We start from the raw sequence: 15470 nt of genomic DNA, 5'->3' as shown, positions 1-15470 counted from the left end.
GGAAAAGAAAGAATGAAAGATCATACAACTAAGCGTTATGCGTATGTAACGGCACTCAACGTTGTTATCACCATTGCGGAGTTCATCGGCGGCTTCGTCTCAGGGTCATTATCGCTATTGTCAGATGCGGTCCACAACTTGAGCGACGTCGGTGCGATTGTTATTTCCTTTGTGGCTCATCTGATTAGCAACCGCTCTAGCAACCAAAAGAAGACCTTTGGTTACGACCGGGCGGAGACTCTTGCTGCATTTACAAATGGAATAATTCTTATTCTCATTAGCGTGATGTTGTTCTTTGAAGCTATTGAACGCTTTTGGCAGCCAACCCAAATCAGTGGCGGCATTATGCTAGTGGTGTCAGTCATTGGCTTGCTGGCCAACTTGATTTCAATGTGGGTTATGCACCAGGAAGGGCAGGATAACTTGAATGTGCGCTCTACCTTCATTCACATGTTGAGTGATGCACTCTCCAGTGTAGCGGTTGTAGTTGGTGCTATTTTCATCTATTTTTGGCACATTACCTGGCTAGACCCCTTTATGACAATGCTTGTGTCGCTTTTCGTCTTTCGTGAAGCCTGCTTGCTTACGCTCAAGGCGGCCAATGTCTTGATGGAATCCAACCCTGACATTGACCTTGACCAAGTCAACCAGATTGTCTTGTCTTTTCCAGAAATCAAAAACATCCACCACGTGCACGTGTGGCGTTATAGCGACCGCTACGTTATGCTGGATGCGCATGTTAATGTTAGTGGAGAACTGCGAGCCAGCGAGTTTGAACTATTAACGCAGGCAATCAGTCAAAAGTTGCAGGCACTGGGAATTAACCATATTAATTTTCAGGCTGAATGCGAGCGCGGCAAAAATAATCAAATGATTGTGTCTGACCGCGAATATGAGGAGTAATAAGGTAGAAATGAGTTTAGAAGTTAATATTTATACCGCCATAATCGTTTTAATTGTAGGCTTGTATGATCTGGCCTATGCTTATAATCGGCGCCAAAAAAATGGCGGTCGTGGGGCCAAGGCATTTATGATCTTAGGCGGGATTTTCACTGTTTTGGGCATTGTTCTGTTGATTATGCACTGGGTGCACTGATTCATGGTCAAGTTGGTCCTTCTCAGACATGGTGAAAGCTCTGCCAACTTTGCCAATGTTTATACTGGCTGGAATGATGTTGCCCTCACTAGTAATGGTCAAGAGCAAGCCCGCGCCGCTGGATACTTAATCAAGCAGGTTGCCGATTTTGCTCCGACGCACATCCATACTTCCGTATTAATGCGGGCAATCGTAACAGCCAATATCGTGGCTGACGTTTGCAACTTCCTCTACCTGCCAATTACGAAGACCTGGCGGTTGAATGAGCGCCACTACGGCGCGCTGCGCGGCCTCAATAAGGATGTATCGCGTACTATTTATGGTAAAGACCAAGTTCTGAATTGGCGGCGTGGCTTCTATGCTGTTCCTCCTGCAGGACGGCCTGTCACCAGTCGCCGTTATAACGGCTGTGACGCTGCCTGCTTGCCCCGGTCTGAAAGCCTCTACCAGACGCAGCAGCGGCTTTTGCCCTATTACCGCGACCAGGTTGCCAGCAGGCTTTTGCGGGGCGAAGATCAGCTGGTCGTAGCGCACGGCTCAAGTCTGCGTGCACTAATTAAAAAGCTGGAAAACATTTCTGATCGTGATATTGTCAAACTTGAAGTTCCTAACGCAGAACCCATTGTTTACAGCCTTAATTCGTCGTTGCAAATTATTGCTAAGGAAGTTTTACGCTAATTTTGTTGTGCTTGTTAATTCTGACTAAGGAATTAGGAAGATATGTGTTAAAATTTATTATGATATCAATTTAATTTTACATTCTTAGTTTGGAGTAAAGGCATGCGTAAAATATTTTTATTACGAGGCGCACCCGGCTCCGGTAAATCTTCCTTCATTGCTCGTCATCATCTACAGCCCTATGCGATTAGTCGCGATCAAATAAGATTATTATTGGCGAATTTAACTTATTATTATGAAGAAGACACCGACTGCTTACATCAAGTGATTCCGCGGTATGCAAATGAGCAGACGGAGCGAATGGTGGACTATCTCGTTGAAGAAAAAATGAAACGCGGCGAAACGGTTATTGTCGACAGTACACATGTTTTCAAGGAGAACATTGAACATTACCAGCCGTGGGTTGAACGATACCGGTATGAGGTGTTTGTGGTTGATTTAATGTACCACAAGACCTTGCAGAATCTGTTAAGCCGCAATGAAATTCGTAAGCAATATGACTGGGTCAAGCCCCATGTGGTGAAGGAAATGTACCTGAGTTACCAGGAAAACATGCACCTTCCAGAGTGGGCGCATATTATTAACCCCAACCAGTTGAACCGGGCGCTATCGCAGCGAGAAAGCAACTTGGACCACTACGCCCATGTTTTTGCGGTTCCTGACCAAGTTCCCGAAGAGGACTTTCCCCACGTTCATATTTCTAATTTTTACTTTTCATTTAATGACAAGTTTACAGAAAAATATGGGACTTATCGTAATGTTGTGACAATCGGCAAGACTAGGGAAGAAATCATTGATGAATTCCGCTTGCCTTACTTTGTTTTTAAGTTTCACCATAAGCACTTTCTGATTTCGGCTTATCCAGTGAGAAATGAGATGCTGGATCCGATCAAGAAGGTTAAGGGCGTGTGGACATATTCCACGGGTCTAATCAATTTGGCTGATTTCACGGTCGAGTATCCCCAGAGCAGACCGCAGCATGTTCACCAGTTTAACTTGAACAAGCTGCAAGCAGACCGATTGCTTCATATTTGGTAACTAATATAAAAAGTAAAAAGAGGAGTTAGATTCACGTTTTATGTGGGTCTAACTCCTCTTTGTTTTGGCAAAATAGAGGTCAATAGCACTCGGTTTTAATCCTGCCTTATTTGTGGTTAATTTAGCTTGGCCAGTGCAGCAATTATGAAAGCTTGGTCTAACCCCCAACTGAAAAAGCGGTATAATTAACTTGTAATCGCTTTTATGAGTGCGTAAAAAGAAAAAGAGTGAGAATAATGCAAAAAACAAGTTTACAGGCAGGCTTTAAAAAAATCTACCATGAAGAGGCAAGTGACTATTATTTTTCACCAGGTCGGATTAACCTAATTGGTGAACATACTGACTACAATGGTGGCCATGTCTTTCCATGTGCAATTTCACTAGGCATCTATGGTGCGGTCAGCGTACGCCGGGACCGCAAGTTCAAGTTTTACTCATCCACTTTTGCACAAGAGGGGGTGATTGAGGCAGACCTGGATCAGCTCCAGTATGCCAAACAAGATTCTTGGGCCAACTACGCCAAGGGGATGCTACACTTTATCCTGGCTGGTGGGGCCAAGATTGACCACGGTCTCAATATCTATGTTGAGGGCAATATTCCTGATGGAGCAGGTTTATCTTCATCAGCTGCGCTAGAAATGCTAGTGGGCACGATTGTTAAGGACCAGTTTAAACTGACTATTGATCGTCTTGACTTAGTAAAGTTGGGTGTTAAAACTGAGAACGAATTCATCGGGGTCAATTCTGGCATCATGGACCAGTTCGCTGTTGCCATGAGTAAAAAAGACCAGGCCATCTTGCTTGATACAACTACTCTGGACTATGAGATGGTGCCGCTTGATCTGCAAGACAACGTCATTGTCATTATGAACACAAACAAGCGGCGCGAGCTCTCTGATTCCAAGTATAACGAACGCCGAAGCGAATGTGAGAAAGGGCTGCAACTCATACAAGAGCAGCTCAAAATTAGGTCTTTGGGTGAACTGGATGAGGTTACTCTTGATGAATATAGCTACTTATTGCCACAAGCCAACTTGCTCAGGCGCTGCCGTCATGCGGTTTGGGAAAATCAGCGTACGCTTTTGGCTAAAAAGGATTTACAAGATGGTGACTTGAGCCGGTTTGGGCGTCTGCTGAATGCTTCCCATGTTTCACTTGAATACGACTATGAGGTAACTGGCAAGGAACTTGACACCTTAGTGCACGCGGCTTGGAAGCAGCCGGGCACTTTGGGTGTGCGCATGACTGGGGCAGGTTTTGGTGGATGTGCAATTGCAGTAGTTAAGCGCGACCTAGTTGATGTATTTAAGCAAAATGTGGCCAAAATCTATGTCCAGGCCATCGGCTATGAACCATCGTTTTACCTGGCAGAAACAGCAGATGGTGCAAAGGTTTTACAGTAAATGGGATGAAGAAATGAGTAAGGCAAATTTAGTTGAGAAGTTTGTTACCCAGGTAATTGCTAACAGTGAATATGAAGAGCTGCATCGAATTTACTTGCGCAACCGGATATTAGGACTAGTAGGGGGATGAAGCCCGCAAGCAAGAAACTGCTGCCAGCAGTCTGCTTGACCTGCAAGATGAACTTGTTCAGGCTGCCCAGGCGAGTGGTCATTGCGAACCAGGTAATTCCGCCAGTGCGATCTTGGGCACGCAGCTCTTGAACATGATTGTGCTACCGCCCAGCCAGGTGAATAAGGCTTTTTGGGAAAGCTACCAGAAGTCGCCAGCGCGGGCTATCCAAGATTTTTACCAGATGAGCAAACGCAGTGACTACATTAAAACACGTGCAATTGCCCAGAACATCTATTTCACTGCTGCCAGCAAGTATGGTGACTTGGAGATTACTATTAACCTCTCCAAGCCTGAGAAGGATCCCAAGGAAATTGCGGCGGCCCGCTCTGCCCAGCCAGTGGGCTATCCGCTCTGCCAGCTGTGTATGGAGAATGAGGGGTACCTAGGCCGGCTCAACTATCCGGATCGGCGCAACCACCGTATTATTCGCTTTAAACTGGCCGGTGAAGATTGGGGCTTTCAGTATTCGCCCTATGCTTATTTCAACGAGCACTGCATTTTTCTTTCGCCCAAACATGAAAAAATGGTTATTAACCGCCAGACTTTTGCTAACTTGCTCAATATTGTCGAACTTTTTCCTGGTTATTTTGCTGGTAGCAATGCCGACTTGCCAATTGTTGGAGGGTCAATTTTATCCCACGAGCACTACCAGGGCGGTCGCCATAAGTTTGCCATGGAAGAAGCCGAGATTAGCACAGAACTAAACTTTAAGGGCTTTTCTAGTGTGCGGGCTGGAATCGTCAAGTGGCCCATGTCCGTGATTCGTTTGCGTAGTCAAAAGCGTGATCTGTTGGTGGAATTGGCAACTAAGATTGCTGATACTTGGAATAGGTATAGCGATGAGACAGTGGATGTGCGAGCAAAAACAGCTGGCGTGCGCCATCATACAGTGACGCCTATTGCGCGTCGCCGCGAGTCTGACTTTGAACTTGACTTGGTTTTGCGTGATAATCAAACTTCAATCCAATATCCGGATGGCATCTTTCACCCGCATCCTGATGTTCAACACATTAAAAAAGAAAACATTGGCTTGATTGAGGTAATGGGCCTAGCTATTCTGCCTCCACGCTTGAAGTCAGAACTGCTGGAAGTGAAGCACTACTTATTGGACGAACCAAATGAGTTGGCGCCTATACATCTGGACTGGGCCCGCTCAATTAAGCAAAGAAACCACATTACACCGGCAAATGTGGACCAGATCTTGCAAGCTGGATTAGGCCAAGTCTTTGCTCGCGTTTTAGAAGATGCTGGTGTCTTCAAGCAGACCGAAGAGGGTCATGCAGCCTTTATGCGCTTTGCACAAGTAGTGGGCCTAGTATAAAGAGAAAGAAATAAGGATAGATGGAAAAATTGGTACGGGATAAGATTCCTGAATTAGCAAAGAAAGCCAGCTTCTGCAAGTTAAGTGCAGCCGAGATCGAACCGGCCCTGAAAAAGAAACTAGTTGAGGAGACAAACGAAGTGGTAGAGGCCAAGACAGAGACTAACCTAATTGAAGAGTTAGGCGACGTCTATGAAGTTCTGCAAGCCTATTTAAAGTATATTGGCATTAGCCACGATGATTTTCTCAAGCAGGTTGAAAAGAAACGGTCATCAAATGGCGGCTTCAGTGAATTCTGGTCGATGAAGCAATAAGAAGCGGCGGTTACTTTTGCAAATTAAAAAGGTGTTGAGCTTTCTCAACACCTTTTTGACTTTTAATATAATAGTTTACTAGTAACTTACTTGAAAGCTAAAGCACCCATTGGATCCCAAGGAAGCAACTCGATTGGGTCCTTGGCACCTTCGTCAAAGTCCTTTTGCAAGTCTTCTGACAGGAACTTCTTGTTGATCACGGCTTGGTAGACAAAGGAGTCAAACCAAGAGTCGCTCATAACAAAGTAGCCCTTAAAGCCTGGCTTTTCACCCCAGGAGTTTTCAATCTTCCACTTGGTTGGTTGGCCGTCAACCAGGTCAACACCAGTGATAACCATAGCATGGTCCATCATGCTTTCACCGGAGTCTAATTTTTCAGCCTTCGACATTGAAAAGTCAACGTCAAAGAGTTCATCGCGCTTGTAAATGTTAGTATCCAGCAGACCGAGTTGGCGTTCAGAATTCTTGCCCACATTAGAACCAAACCAAACCACTTCCTCAGCTTTGAGCTGCTTGATGATAAGATCCTTCATCTCCTCAATCTTCAAGTTGAGGTGGCGGACTTGGCGACCGCCAACTACATTCCCCAAGTATTCAACAGAAAAGACCTTGTGGTAAGGCTTGTCTGCAGTTGGTGAGTTGATGACAGAAACGTGGTCTTCTAAGTTCATGCCGACATACTTATCAAAGAATTCCTTAGGAGTAATGGCAGCATCGCGGTGGTAGTTGCCCTCGTCATCCTTGTATTCAAAGTCGAATTTCTTAGGTGGTACACCCAGAGAAACAGCTAGGATGCGGAAGACATCGTTCAAGAACTCATTCTTGCGCGCTGCAACTTCATCTTCTGTCTTGCCGGCCTTAACTAAGTCGCGCAAGACCAAGCCGTCCTTGCGCAAGAGCGTGTTCAGCGTGTCGTTTAAAGCACTGGAATTAGTTGCGTTAGCCGTTTCAGGATAGACTGACTTTGGTACGATGCCGTACTTTTCAATCAAGCCGCAGAGCATGTCCCATTGGCCGCCATCTTGCTGCGGGGTGGCAAACAAGAAGCTGACCTTGCGGTCACCCAATGGCTTGTCAGCTGAAGCAATTACATTTTCAAAGAACCAGTTTGACTTTTCGAACTTGTCCCAGAAGTTAGTGTAGTTTTGGGATAGTTCGAAGTCCTTGATCTTGTAACTCTTTTGCAATGGGTGGCGCATGGTGTTTAATGCAGAGAACATCCAGCAGCGGCCAGATTGCTTCTGATCAGCTGGCTTGCCCGTTTCAATTTCAATTGAAAAAGTCGGGGTCAGGTCAATCTTGGATTGCAAGTTTTGGCTGGCCTTGTAAATGCCGTTTTCTTGGGCAGCGTGACTGGCAATGTTAAAGCCGGCGTGCTTGGCTAAGTCAGCGGTGTAATTAGCAACAGCATCAGTGGTGATTTCTTTTGTCATGTAAATTATTCCTCCTTAAAGTTAATTACCTACTATTTTAGCCTATCTATGCTTGCTAGTCTATTATGGCAAGCTAACTTTTGGCTCACATGTCATTCGGAGTTAAAAAACAAATAAAGATAGCTAAAAGCAAGCTGACGACTTTACCAGAATCAACTAGCCAGCACTTGTTGAAATGGCAACCCAACCCTAAAAACTAGTGCAATTAGTCCCAATATTAGGCAAAAAGATGTAAATTCCCGAGTCTTTCCTTTACTATTACGAGTCAGCCGGTTTGTGGTACCAGATCTTGTCAAATTCGGGATGGTGCTTGAAGTAGTCAATGACCATGGGGTCCAGTGGCCAGACCGGCAAGTGTGATTCCTGTGCAAGCAGCTGGACGGTTTCCATTTCTTCGCGCAAGACCTGATCTTGGTCTGCATCTGGGTTGATAAACATGTGGTTCATTATCCAGACTTGACCGTCCGTGCGTTCAATCTTATCCATGGTCCAGCGACAGGTCAAGACGTCATTGTCATCATAGTTTTCGAAATACTGGTGGGAGTCATTAATACTGAACATGATTTTTCCTTTAAGAATAAAATTTGCATAATTACGTAGTTAATTATAGTTGATTTTCATATAAAACGCGCAATTTATTGTAGAATAGTGGATGATAACTTTATAAGGAGAAAAAATGGATAAAACACGGGGTTTTGAAATTGTATCTAAGTATCAAGACAAAAGCATCAGTCTACCCAGACGACAGACCATTGCTAGTGCTGGTTATGATTTAGAAGCGGCGCAGGACATGGTAATTCCCAGCATCTGGCGGCTCAACTTTGTACGTATTTTTCGGATTATTAGAAATGGGCACCAGCTGTATGAACCAGACTACGACCAGGCCGATAGCGTTTTGAAGCCTTTTTTGGTGCCAACTGGGGTCAAGGCATACATGCCGGAAGATGAGGTTTTAATCTTGGCTAACCGGTCCTCCAACACTTTTAAGCGCAATCTTTGCCTGCCTAATGGTATTGGGGTGGTTGATGCCGACTACTACAACAATGCCGATAATGAAGGGGAGATCTTTGCCCAGCTCCTTAACTATGGCGTCAGACCGATTAAAATTTCTAAGGGTGACCGCATCGCTCAGGGTGTGTTTGTGCAATACTTGAAGACGGATGACGACGAACCGGTCAGTCGATTGCGCGCAAGTGGCTTTGGTTCAACTAACAAGAAGGAGAAGTAAATGGCAAAAATCAGAACTAAGTATAAGTGCCGCTCTTGCGGCTATATTTCAGCCAGTTACTTGGGTCGCTGCCCTAATTGCGGGGCGTGGAATCAATTTGAAAAAGAAACGGAGGCAGTTGCCAACCGGTCGACTAAGGGCAGTCCTAGCCGCTTGATCAAGAAAACTGGTGTGAGCGAGCCCGTTAAGCTTGACCAGGTTAAGGCTGAAAAAGAAGAGCGGGTTCAAACCAGTTCTGGTGAACTGAATCGGGTGCTGGGCGGGGGCATTGTCCCCGGGTCTCTTGTTCTTATTGGTGGGGACCCCGGCATTGGCAAGTCGACTCTGATGTTGCAGATTATGAGTGACTTATCGCGCAAACACAAGGTACTGTATGTGTCAGGCGAAGAGTCAGCCAATCAGATCAAGCTGCGCGCAACGCGTTTGGGCCTTGAAGCTAGCGATATGTTGCTCTTTCCCGAAACCGACATGGAAGACATCCGCCAGCAAATTGAAGAACTTCAACCTGACTTTGTTGTGATTGATTCCATCCAGACGATGAATGAGCCTAGCCTGGACTCGATGACGGGTTCAGCTTCACAGGTAAGAGAAGTTACTAGCGAATTGATGAAGATTGCCAAGATGGATGCCATCACGATCTTTGTCATTGGCCACGTGACTAAGGAAGGTACAATTGCTGGCCCCAAAATCTTGGAACACATGGTTGACACCGTGCTCTACTTTGAAGGTGACGAACACCATGCATACCGTATCTTGCATTCAGTTAAGAATCGCTTTGGAGCAGCTAACGAGATTGGCATGTTTGAGATGGTCCATAAGGGTTTGCAGGAAGTAACCAACCCATCGGCTATCTTTCTAGACGAACGTCTGCCGCAGTCAACGGGTTCGGCGGTTGTGGTTTCGCTGGAAGGAACGCGGCCAATATTAGCGGAAATTCAGGCTCTTGTCACGCCCACTGCCTTTGGCTATGCCAAGCGGACGACATCAGGGATTGACTACAATCGGGCTTCCCTCCTGCTTGCAGTGCTGGAAAAGCGGGGCAACTTAATGCTGCAAAACCAAGATGTTTACCTGACGGCTACTGGTGGCATTCGCTTGAACGAACCCGCTGTTGACTTGGCCGTGGTTATGGCAGTTGCCTCAAGCTACAAGAACCAAGAAATTCTGCCCACTGACTGCTTTGTTGGTGAAGTTGGGTTAACGGGCGAGGTGCGTCGGGTCAACCAGATTGATGCCCGCATTAAAGAAGCTGCTAAGACTGGCTTCAAGCGGATTTTCATTCCCAAGCACAACATGCGCGCAAGTCTTAAAGAGCAAGGCATCGAAGTGATTCCAGTTTCCAGTATCCCGCAGGCGCTAAAGTTGGTTTTGGGCTAGGATCCATTGAACTTTTGCAGTATTACGGGTAAACTAAAATTGTTTGAATTTTCTATATTGAAAGAGGCATGAATTTTGGCAAAACAAAAAATACGGGTAAGGTATGCCCCGAGTCCAACTGGGCACTTACATATCGGTAATGCACGCACAGCACTGTTTAACTACTTGTTTGCGCGGCACAACAAGGGTACTTTTGTCCTCAGAATTGAAGACACTGACCAAAAGCGCAACGTTGAGGGCGGTTCGAAGTCACAGATGGACAACTTGCACTGGTTAGGCATTGACTGGGATGAGGGTCCTGATAAGGGCGGAGACTTTGGTCCTTATCGTCAGTCTGAGCGCAAGGACCTGTATCAAAAGTACATCCAGCAATTGATTGCTGAAGACAAGGCTTATTACTCCTACAAGACTGAAGAAGAATTGGAAGAGCAGCGTGAAGAGCAGCGCGCAATGGGCATTGCACCGCACTATACCTATGAATATGAAGGCATGACGGCTGCTGAAATTGAGCAAAAGCAAAAAGAGGCCCAAGCTAAGGGCTTGAAGCCAGTTGTCCGTATTCATATTCCTGAAATGGAAACTTATTCTTGGGATGACATCGTCAAGGGTCACCTTAGCTTTGAATCTGCTACCATCGGTGGTGACTTCGTCATTCAAAAGCGCGACGGCATGCCCACTTACAATTTTGCCGTTGTTGTCGATGACCACTTGATGGAAATTACCCACGTCTTGCGCGGTGATGACCACGTGTCTAACACGCCGAAGCAACTGGCAGTTTATCAGGCATTAGGCTGGGAACCTCCCAAGTTCGGTCACATGACCTTGATTATCAATGCTGCCACCGGCAAGAAATTATCCAAGCGTGAGAAAGACCCGTCAATTCTCCAGTTCATCGAGCAATACCGCGACATGGGTTACCTGCCAGATGCAATGTTCAACTTTATCACGTTGCTCGGTTGGTCTCCGGTTGGCGAAGGCGAAATCTACAATCAGCGCGACCTGATCAAGCAGTTCGACCCAAGCCGCCTGTCCAAATCGCCGGCTGCCTTTGACCGCAAGAAGCTGGAATGGATTAACAACCAGCACATCAAGCAAGCTGACCGCGACACGCTCCTTGATCTGGCACTAGCCAATTTGCAAGAAGAAGGTTTGGTTGAAAAAGATCCGACTCCTGAAAAGCTGGAGTGGGTGCGCCAGCTGGTCAATATTTATTCTGTGCAGATGTCTTATACTAAGCAGATTATTGACCTGGCTAAGATTTTCTTTGATGCGCCAAAGGACTTGTCGTCTGAAGAAATTGACGAGATCCGTAAGGATGACGCCCGGCCAGTTATTGAAGAGTTCAAAAAGCAGCTTGACTTGCTTCCACGCTTCACAGCTGTCCAAATCATGAATGCTGTCCAGGCTACTCGCCGGGAGACCGGCATTAAGGGCAGACGGCTCTTCATGCCTATTCGGATTGCGACTACTCGGTCGATGGTTGGTCCTGGGATTGGCGAAGCTATGGAACTGCTGGGTAAGGACCGTGTGCTTGAGCACCTGGACTTGACCTTAAAGCAGATGAGTGAGAACGGCTTATAATTAACTATATAAAAACGAAAAAAGCTCCTTTAGCAGGAGCAATTGTGAATCTCTAAATTAGATTAGTTTAATAGGTTTCAACTTAAAGGCTAACTTCCAATATTTATAAGTGGAGTTAGTTTTTTTGGTTTACTTTGATTGTGTAGTACTCAATATATCTTCTGGGGGTAACAAGTTTTAAAAATTCTATTTAAAACACCACAGGACGTTTTTAGCTTTAGGATGCCAAAGAAATCTTCTATCCTCTTTTCTTCTATCAGGGTATCTTTGCATGAGATAGGATGCGCAAAGCTGTAATTTATACTGGTGTTGTCATTTAGCATCTGGGTCAATTTCTGGTAAAATGAAAATGATAGTTTTACTAGAAAGGGAAGTTAGCCGCGTGAAAATTTACAATACTTTGACCAAGACTAAGGAAGAATTCCGGTCGCTTAAGCCCGGCCAGATCACCATGTATGTCTGCGGGCCAACGGTTTACAACTATATCCATATTGGCAACGCGCGCAGCGCGATTGCCTTTGATACCATTCGCCGCTACTTCGAATATCGGGGCTACAGGGTCAACTTCGTATCCAACTTTACTGATGTAGACGACAAGATGATCAATGAAGCTCGTGCTGAAAAGACTTCCGTACCTGAACTTGCTGACCGCTACATCAAGGCCTACCAAGAGGATACGGCGGCGCTTAATGTGTTACCGGCTACCCTAAATCCAAGGGCAACACATGAAATTAAGGCGATCATTGCTTTTATCCAGAAGCTGATTGCCCAAGGCTATGCTTATGAAATAGATGGAGATGTTTATTACAGGGCACGCAAGTTTGAGCACTACGGGGAGCTCAGTGGTCAGAATCTTAGCGAGCTGGAAGAAGGGGCATCTGAACACATCAGTACTAGAGACCAGGCTCGCAAAGAAGACCCAATTGACTTTGCCCTATGGAAAAAGCAGAAGCAGCCTGATGAAATTGCCTGGAACTCTCCTTGGGGCAAGGGCAGACCCGGTTGGCACATTGAATGTTCCGTCATGGCGACGAAATATTTAGGCGAAACGATTGACATTCACGGTGGCGGCCAAGACTTAGAATTTCCCCACCATGAGAATGAACTGGCCCAAAGCGAAGCTGCAACAGGCAAAAAGTTTGTCCGCTACTGGATGCATAACGGCTTTGTCACGGTAGGTTCGGACCAAGAGAAGATGTCTAAGTCCCTGCACAACTTTGTCACAGTGCACGAATTGCTCAAAGAAGTGGATCCGCAAGTCTTACGCTTTTTCATGGCCAGTGTCCACTACCGCAGGCAGATTAACTATTCACATGCTAATTTAGACCAGGCTCAGACTATTCTTACCCGTTTTAAAAATACACTGGTCAACGTGGATTACAGGTTAAACGATGAGACAACTGGGGTAAGATCGCAGACTTTGGTAAAGGCTTTAACCAAGACTAAGCATGATTTTATTGACGCTATGGATGATGACTTTAATGTCCAGAATGCACTCGCTGCCATTTATGACCTATTGCCAGAAATCAACGCCAATTTAAATGCGCCAAGTGTTGACAAGGAGACACTTGAGCTTGCCCAAAAATTGCTCACCGACTGGCTAGGAATCTTTGGAATTGATGCAAAGCAATTGGTGGCCAAGGCGCACGTGCCAGACAATCGTGATGCCGAAATCACCGCGTTGATTAAGGAGCGCGAAGAGGCGCGCAAGAACAAGGATTGGCTCAAGAGCGACCAGCTCCGCGACCAATTGAAGAAGATGGGCATTACCGTAGAAGATACCCCACAAGGAACAAGGTGGAAACGTGATTAAAAATAAAAAAATGGTGGAAGAAGACGTCAATCCGGACACATTGAACGGGCAAACGCTGGCATATCTAGGTGATGCGGTGTATGAAATAGACATTCGCCGGCACCTGATCAAGTGTGGCATTGTCAAACCGCAAGTTTTGCAGCGGCAGGCGACCCATTATGTGTCAGCCAAGGCACAGGCTTCATTGATTACCAAGCTGCAAGACGACAGTCTGCTCGAGCCAGACGAATTGGCGACCTTTCACCGTGGCCGTAATTCCAAGTCTCACACTAAGGCCAAAAACACGAGTCTAGCTACCTACCAGCTATCTACTGGCTTTGAGGCTGTTTGGGGTTATTTGGAACTACTGGGTCGAAGAGACCGCATCCAGGAGTTAACATTGTGGTGCATTAAAATGGTAGAGGAAGGCGGCATTGATCAATATGACTTCGACTGACAAGGATTTTGTTTTTGGCAAACATGCCGGGCTAGATTTTTTAAAGACTCAAGATAGTGGACGTATCAACAAGGTCTTTTTGCAACAAGGGGTACAAGAAAGCTTTGCTAGCGAGGTGGTTGGCCTGGCTAAGAAGAAGGGCTTGATTATTCAATCGGTTCCCAAAAGCAAACTAGATCGCTTGGTCCAGGGCGAAAACCACCAAGGCCTAGTCTTGACTGTAGCTAGCTTTGGGTATGCAGACCTAGATGAACTCTTAGATGAGTTTGATCACAATGAAAAAGAACCATTTTTGCTAATGCTGGATTCAATCGAGGACCCCCACAACCTGGGGTCAATCCTTCGGTCTGCTGATGCAACGGGGGTTGATGCTATCATTATCCCTAAACGCCGGGCTACTGGGCTTACTTCGGTAGTCGCCAAGACGGCTACCGGTGCTATGGACTATGTGCCTGTTGCCCGGGTCAACAATCTCGTACAGACCAGTCAAATGCTTAAAAAGCGGGGCTACTGGCTGTTTGGTACTGACATGGCAGGTACTGACTACCGTAAGTGGAGTGCACGCGGCAAGACAGTTTTAGTTATTGGCAATGAAGGCAAGGGAATCTCTCGCCTGCTCAAGGAACAGATGGACCAGATGCTGACCCTGCCAATGGTCGGGCACGTCCAGTCACTCAATGCCAGTGTGGCCACTGGAGTTTTGCTCTACCAGATGCTTAACAGCCGCAACCCTATTTCTAAATAAACAGGCAAAATCATCCCAAAGCAAGTGGGATGATTTTTTGTTTTGAGTAAAAGAACGACCGATGCAAAAGGTCTGACTTTCACTAGTTTTTCTGAAAGATAACTAATTTAACGGACCGGTTTGTTCGTTTTAAAATCAAATGACATTTAAATTTTATTGTTATAAATGAACAGCGGTTCGATGTTGTCCAACGCATTGTCTTTGTATTCTTCACTTTGAAGTTAAGAATACAAGAAAAGGAGAACGGCAATGAAAAATTTTGAACGCGCTTTGGCATTGGAGCAAAAATTGATCACTCAGGTTAAAGCTGGCAATGATGATGCTTTAACAGACTTGTGTCATGCTTATCAACCACTTATTGCCAGCATCAAGCGCAAGTATCATGTGCGCTATTATGACAACCAGGACTGGGAGCAGGATGCACTAATTGTTTGTTACCAGTCGGCTTTGGATTATAATGCTAGTCGCGGGTGTTTTGGCAGCTATTATAAGACGCGGTTAGCCAACCATGCCAAGACCTTGGTCAGATATGATACGGCATACAGACGCAAAGCTCTGACCGAAGCAATTTCACTTGAAAAAGCCATAGATAGCGGGCTGAATCCATTACGCCAAAACTTTTGCCAGACCCCTGCTGTTCCCCTGAGTGAGACTATGGCTGAACTGGTTGATAGCTTGTCAAATCTTGAAATTTGCGCACTTTTAATAGTACTTGGCACTATTAAGCCTGAAGAGGTATGCTCATCAAAGAATGTTGATTCCGTTATGCTCTTGCGGGCACGTTCGCGTGTTCTGCAAAAGATGCGCAAGGTACTTCTTAGCTAATATTAACCAT

General features: G+C 45.8%; 15 protein-coding genes and 1 pseudogene. 14 read left to right on the top strand and 2 right to left on the bottom strand.

The genetic code is table 11. The features are described 5' to 3' along the window. Positions 1-12 precede the first annotated feature (12 nt). The 7 genes and pseudogenes from AC2JF7_RS07115 to AC2JF7_RS07085 all read left to right on the top strand — a co-directional run bounded on the left by AC2JF7_RS07115 (position 13) and on the right by AC2JF7_RS07085 (position 6022). On the top strand, positions 13-903 hold the full coding sequence (locus AC2JF7_RS07115) for a cation diffusion facilitator family transporter (protein ID WP_500727993.1): 891 nt from the start codon (positions 13-15) through the stop codon (positions 901-903). Positions 904-913: 10 nt separating this feature from the next. Then, positions 914-1096: a hypothetical protein gene (locus AC2JF7_RS07110; protein ID WP_500727992.1), complete on the top strand. Its 183-nt coding sequence runs from the start codon at positions 914-916 to the stop codon at positions 1094-1096. A 3-nt stretch (positions 1097-1099) separates the two neighbouring features. Next, positions 1100-1774 carry a 2,3-bisphosphoglycerate-dependent phosphoglycerate mutase gene (locus AC2JF7_RS07105; RefSeq protein WP_500727991.1) on the top strand — a complete coding sequence of 225 codons (675 nt, stop codon included), beginning with the start codon at positions 1100-1102 and terminating at the stop codon, positions 1772-1774. 102 nt (positions 1775-1876) lie between these two features. Continuing rightward, on the top strand, positions 1877-2812 hold the full coding sequence (locus AC2JF7_RS07100; protein ID WP_500727990.1) for an AAA family ATPase: 936 nt from the start codon (positions 1877-1879) through the stop codon (positions 2810-2812). Positions 2813-3048: 236 nt separating this feature from the next. Beyond that, positions 3049-4215, top strand: a complete 1167-nt coding sequence (locus AC2JF7_RS07095) for a galactokinase (RefSeq protein ID WP_500727989.1) — start codon at positions 3049-3051, stop codon at positions 4213-4215. Positions 4216-4228: 13 nt separating this feature from the next. Beyond that, positions 4229-5708 (top strand): annotated as a pseudogene (gene galT / locus AC2JF7_RS07090) (UDP-glucose--hexose-1-phosphate uridylyltransferase). Between the two features lie 20 nt (positions 5709-5728). Next, positions 5729-6022, top strand: a complete 294-nt coding sequence (locus tag AC2JF7_RS07085) for a nucleoside triphosphate pyrophosphohydrolase (protein ID WP_500727988.1) — start codon at positions 5729-5731, stop codon at positions 6020-6022. 86 nt (positions 6023-6108) lie between these two features. On the opposite strand, the gene pepC is transcribed toward AC2JF7_RS07085, so the two are convergent. Next, positions 6109-7455, bottom strand: coding sequence for an aminopeptidase C (gene pepC, locus AC2JF7_RS07080; RefSeq protein ID WP_500727987.1), 1347 nt, complete (start codon positions 7453-7455; stop codon positions 6109-6111). 258 nt (positions 7456-7713) lie between these two features. Beyond that, positions 7714-8016 carry a hypothetical protein gene (locus AC2JF7_RS07075; protein ID WP_500727986.1) on the bottom strand — a complete coding sequence of 101 codons (303 nt, stop codon included), beginning with the start codon at positions 8014-8016 and terminating at the stop codon, positions 7714-7716. Between the two features lie 115 nt (positions 8017-8131). Here AC2JF7_RS07075 and AC2JF7_RS07070 point away from each other — a divergent pair, with 115 nt between their 5' ends. From AC2JF7_RS07070 to AC2JF7_RS07040, 7 genes are all read left to right on the top strand, one after another. After that, complete coding sequence (locus AC2JF7_RS07070) at positions 8132-8683, top strand: dCTP deaminase/dUTPase family protein (protein WP_500727985.1); 552 nt, start codon at positions 8132-8134, stop codon at positions 8681-8683. Continuing rightward, the gene (radA, locus tag AC2JF7_RS07065) at positions 8684-10060 is read left to right on the top strand and encodes a DNA repair protein RadA (RefSeq protein ID WP_500727984.1); all 1377 of its coding nucleotides are present in this window, start codon (positions 8684-8686) and stop codon (positions 10058-10060) included. Positions 10061-10135: 75 nt separating this feature from the next. Beyond that, positions 10136-11641: a glutamate--tRNA ligase gene (gltX, locus tag AC2JF7_RS07060; RefSeq protein WP_500727983.1), complete on the top strand. Its 1506-nt coding sequence runs from the start codon at positions 10136-10138 to the stop codon at positions 11639-11641. Between the two features lie 382 nt (positions 11642-12023). Then, positions 12024-13454, top strand: coding sequence for a cysteine--tRNA ligase (gene cysS / locus AC2JF7_RS07055; RefSeq protein WP_500727982.1), 1431 nt, complete (start codon positions 12024-12026; stop codon positions 13452-13454). After that, positions 13447-13890 (top strand): Mini-ribonuclease 3, encoded by a 444-nt coding sequence (locus tag AC2JF7_RS07050; RefSeq protein WP_500727981.1) that lies wholly within the window; start codon positions 13447-13449, stop codon positions 13888-13890. The genes cysS and AC2JF7_RS07050 overlap by 8 nt, the downstream gene beginning before the upstream one ends. Next, positions 13877-14635, top strand: coding sequence for a 23S rRNA (guanosine(2251)-2'-O)-methyltransferase RlmB (rlmB, locus tag AC2JF7_RS07045; RefSeq protein WP_500728018.1), 759 nt, complete (start codon positions 13877-13879; stop codon positions 14633-14635). The genes AC2JF7_RS07050 and rlmB overlap by 14 nt, the downstream gene beginning before the upstream one ends. 249 nt (positions 14636-14884) lie before the next feature. Next, a complete protein-coding gene (locus AC2JF7_RS07040) occupies positions 14885-15460 on the top strand; it encodes a sigma-70 RNA polymerase sigma factor region 4 domain-containing protein (protein WP_500727980.1) in 576 nt (191 codons plus the stop codon). Positions 15461-15470: the final 10 nt, after the last annotated feature.

The sequence above is a fragment of the Lactobacillus sp. XV31L genome, assembly GCF_059900865.1.
Note: the sequence above shows the minus strand (reverse complement) of the source record. Positions and strands in the feature narration are given on the sequence as shown.

Coding starts and splice junctions, on each gene's coding strand:
- rlmB (WP_500728018.1), top strand. CDS start 13,877: ATGACTTCGACTGACAAGGATTTTGTTTTTGGCAAACATGCCGGGCTA.
- radA (WP_500727984.1), top strand. CDS start 8,684: ATGGCAAAAATCAGAACTAAGTATAAGTGCCGCTCTTGCGGCTATATT.
- AC2JF7_RS07075 (WP_500727986.1), bottom strand. CDS start 8,016: ATGTTCAGTATTAATGACTCCCACCAGTATTTCGAAAACTATGATGAC.
- AC2JF7_RS07085 (WP_500727988.1), top strand. CDS start 5,729: ATGGAAAAATTGGTACGGGATAAGATTCCTGAATTAGCAAAGAAAGCC.
- AC2JF7_RS07105 (WP_500727991.1), top strand. CDS start 1,100: ATGGTCAAGTTGGTCCTTCTCAGACATGGTGAAAGCTCTGCCAACTTT.
- AC2JF7_RS07115 (WP_500727993.1), top strand. CDS start 13: ATGAAAGATCATACAACTAAGCGTTATGCGTATGTAACGGCACTCAAC.
- AC2JF7_RS07100 (WP_500727990.1), top strand. CDS start 1,877: ATGCGTAAAATATTTTTATTACGAGGCGCACCCGGCTCCGGTAAATCT.
- AC2JF7_RS07110 (WP_500727992.1), top strand. CDS start 914: ATGAGTTTAGAAGTTAATATTTATACCGCCATAATCGTTTTAATTGTA.
- AC2JF7_RS07070 (WP_500727985.1), top strand. CDS start 8,132: ATGGATAAAACACGGGGTTTTGAAATTGTATCTAAGTATCAAGACAAA.
- AC2JF7_RS07095 (WP_500727989.1), top strand. CDS start 3,049: ATGCAAAAAACAAGTTTACAGGCAGGCTTTAAAAAAATCTACCATGAA.
- AC2JF7_RS07040 (WP_500727980.1), top strand. CDS start 14,885: ATGAAAAATTTTGAACGCGCTTTGGCATTGGAGCAAAAATTGATCACT.
- pepC (WP_500727987.1), bottom strand. CDS start 7,455: ATGACAAAAGAAATCACCACTGATGCTGTTGCTAATTACACCGCTGAC.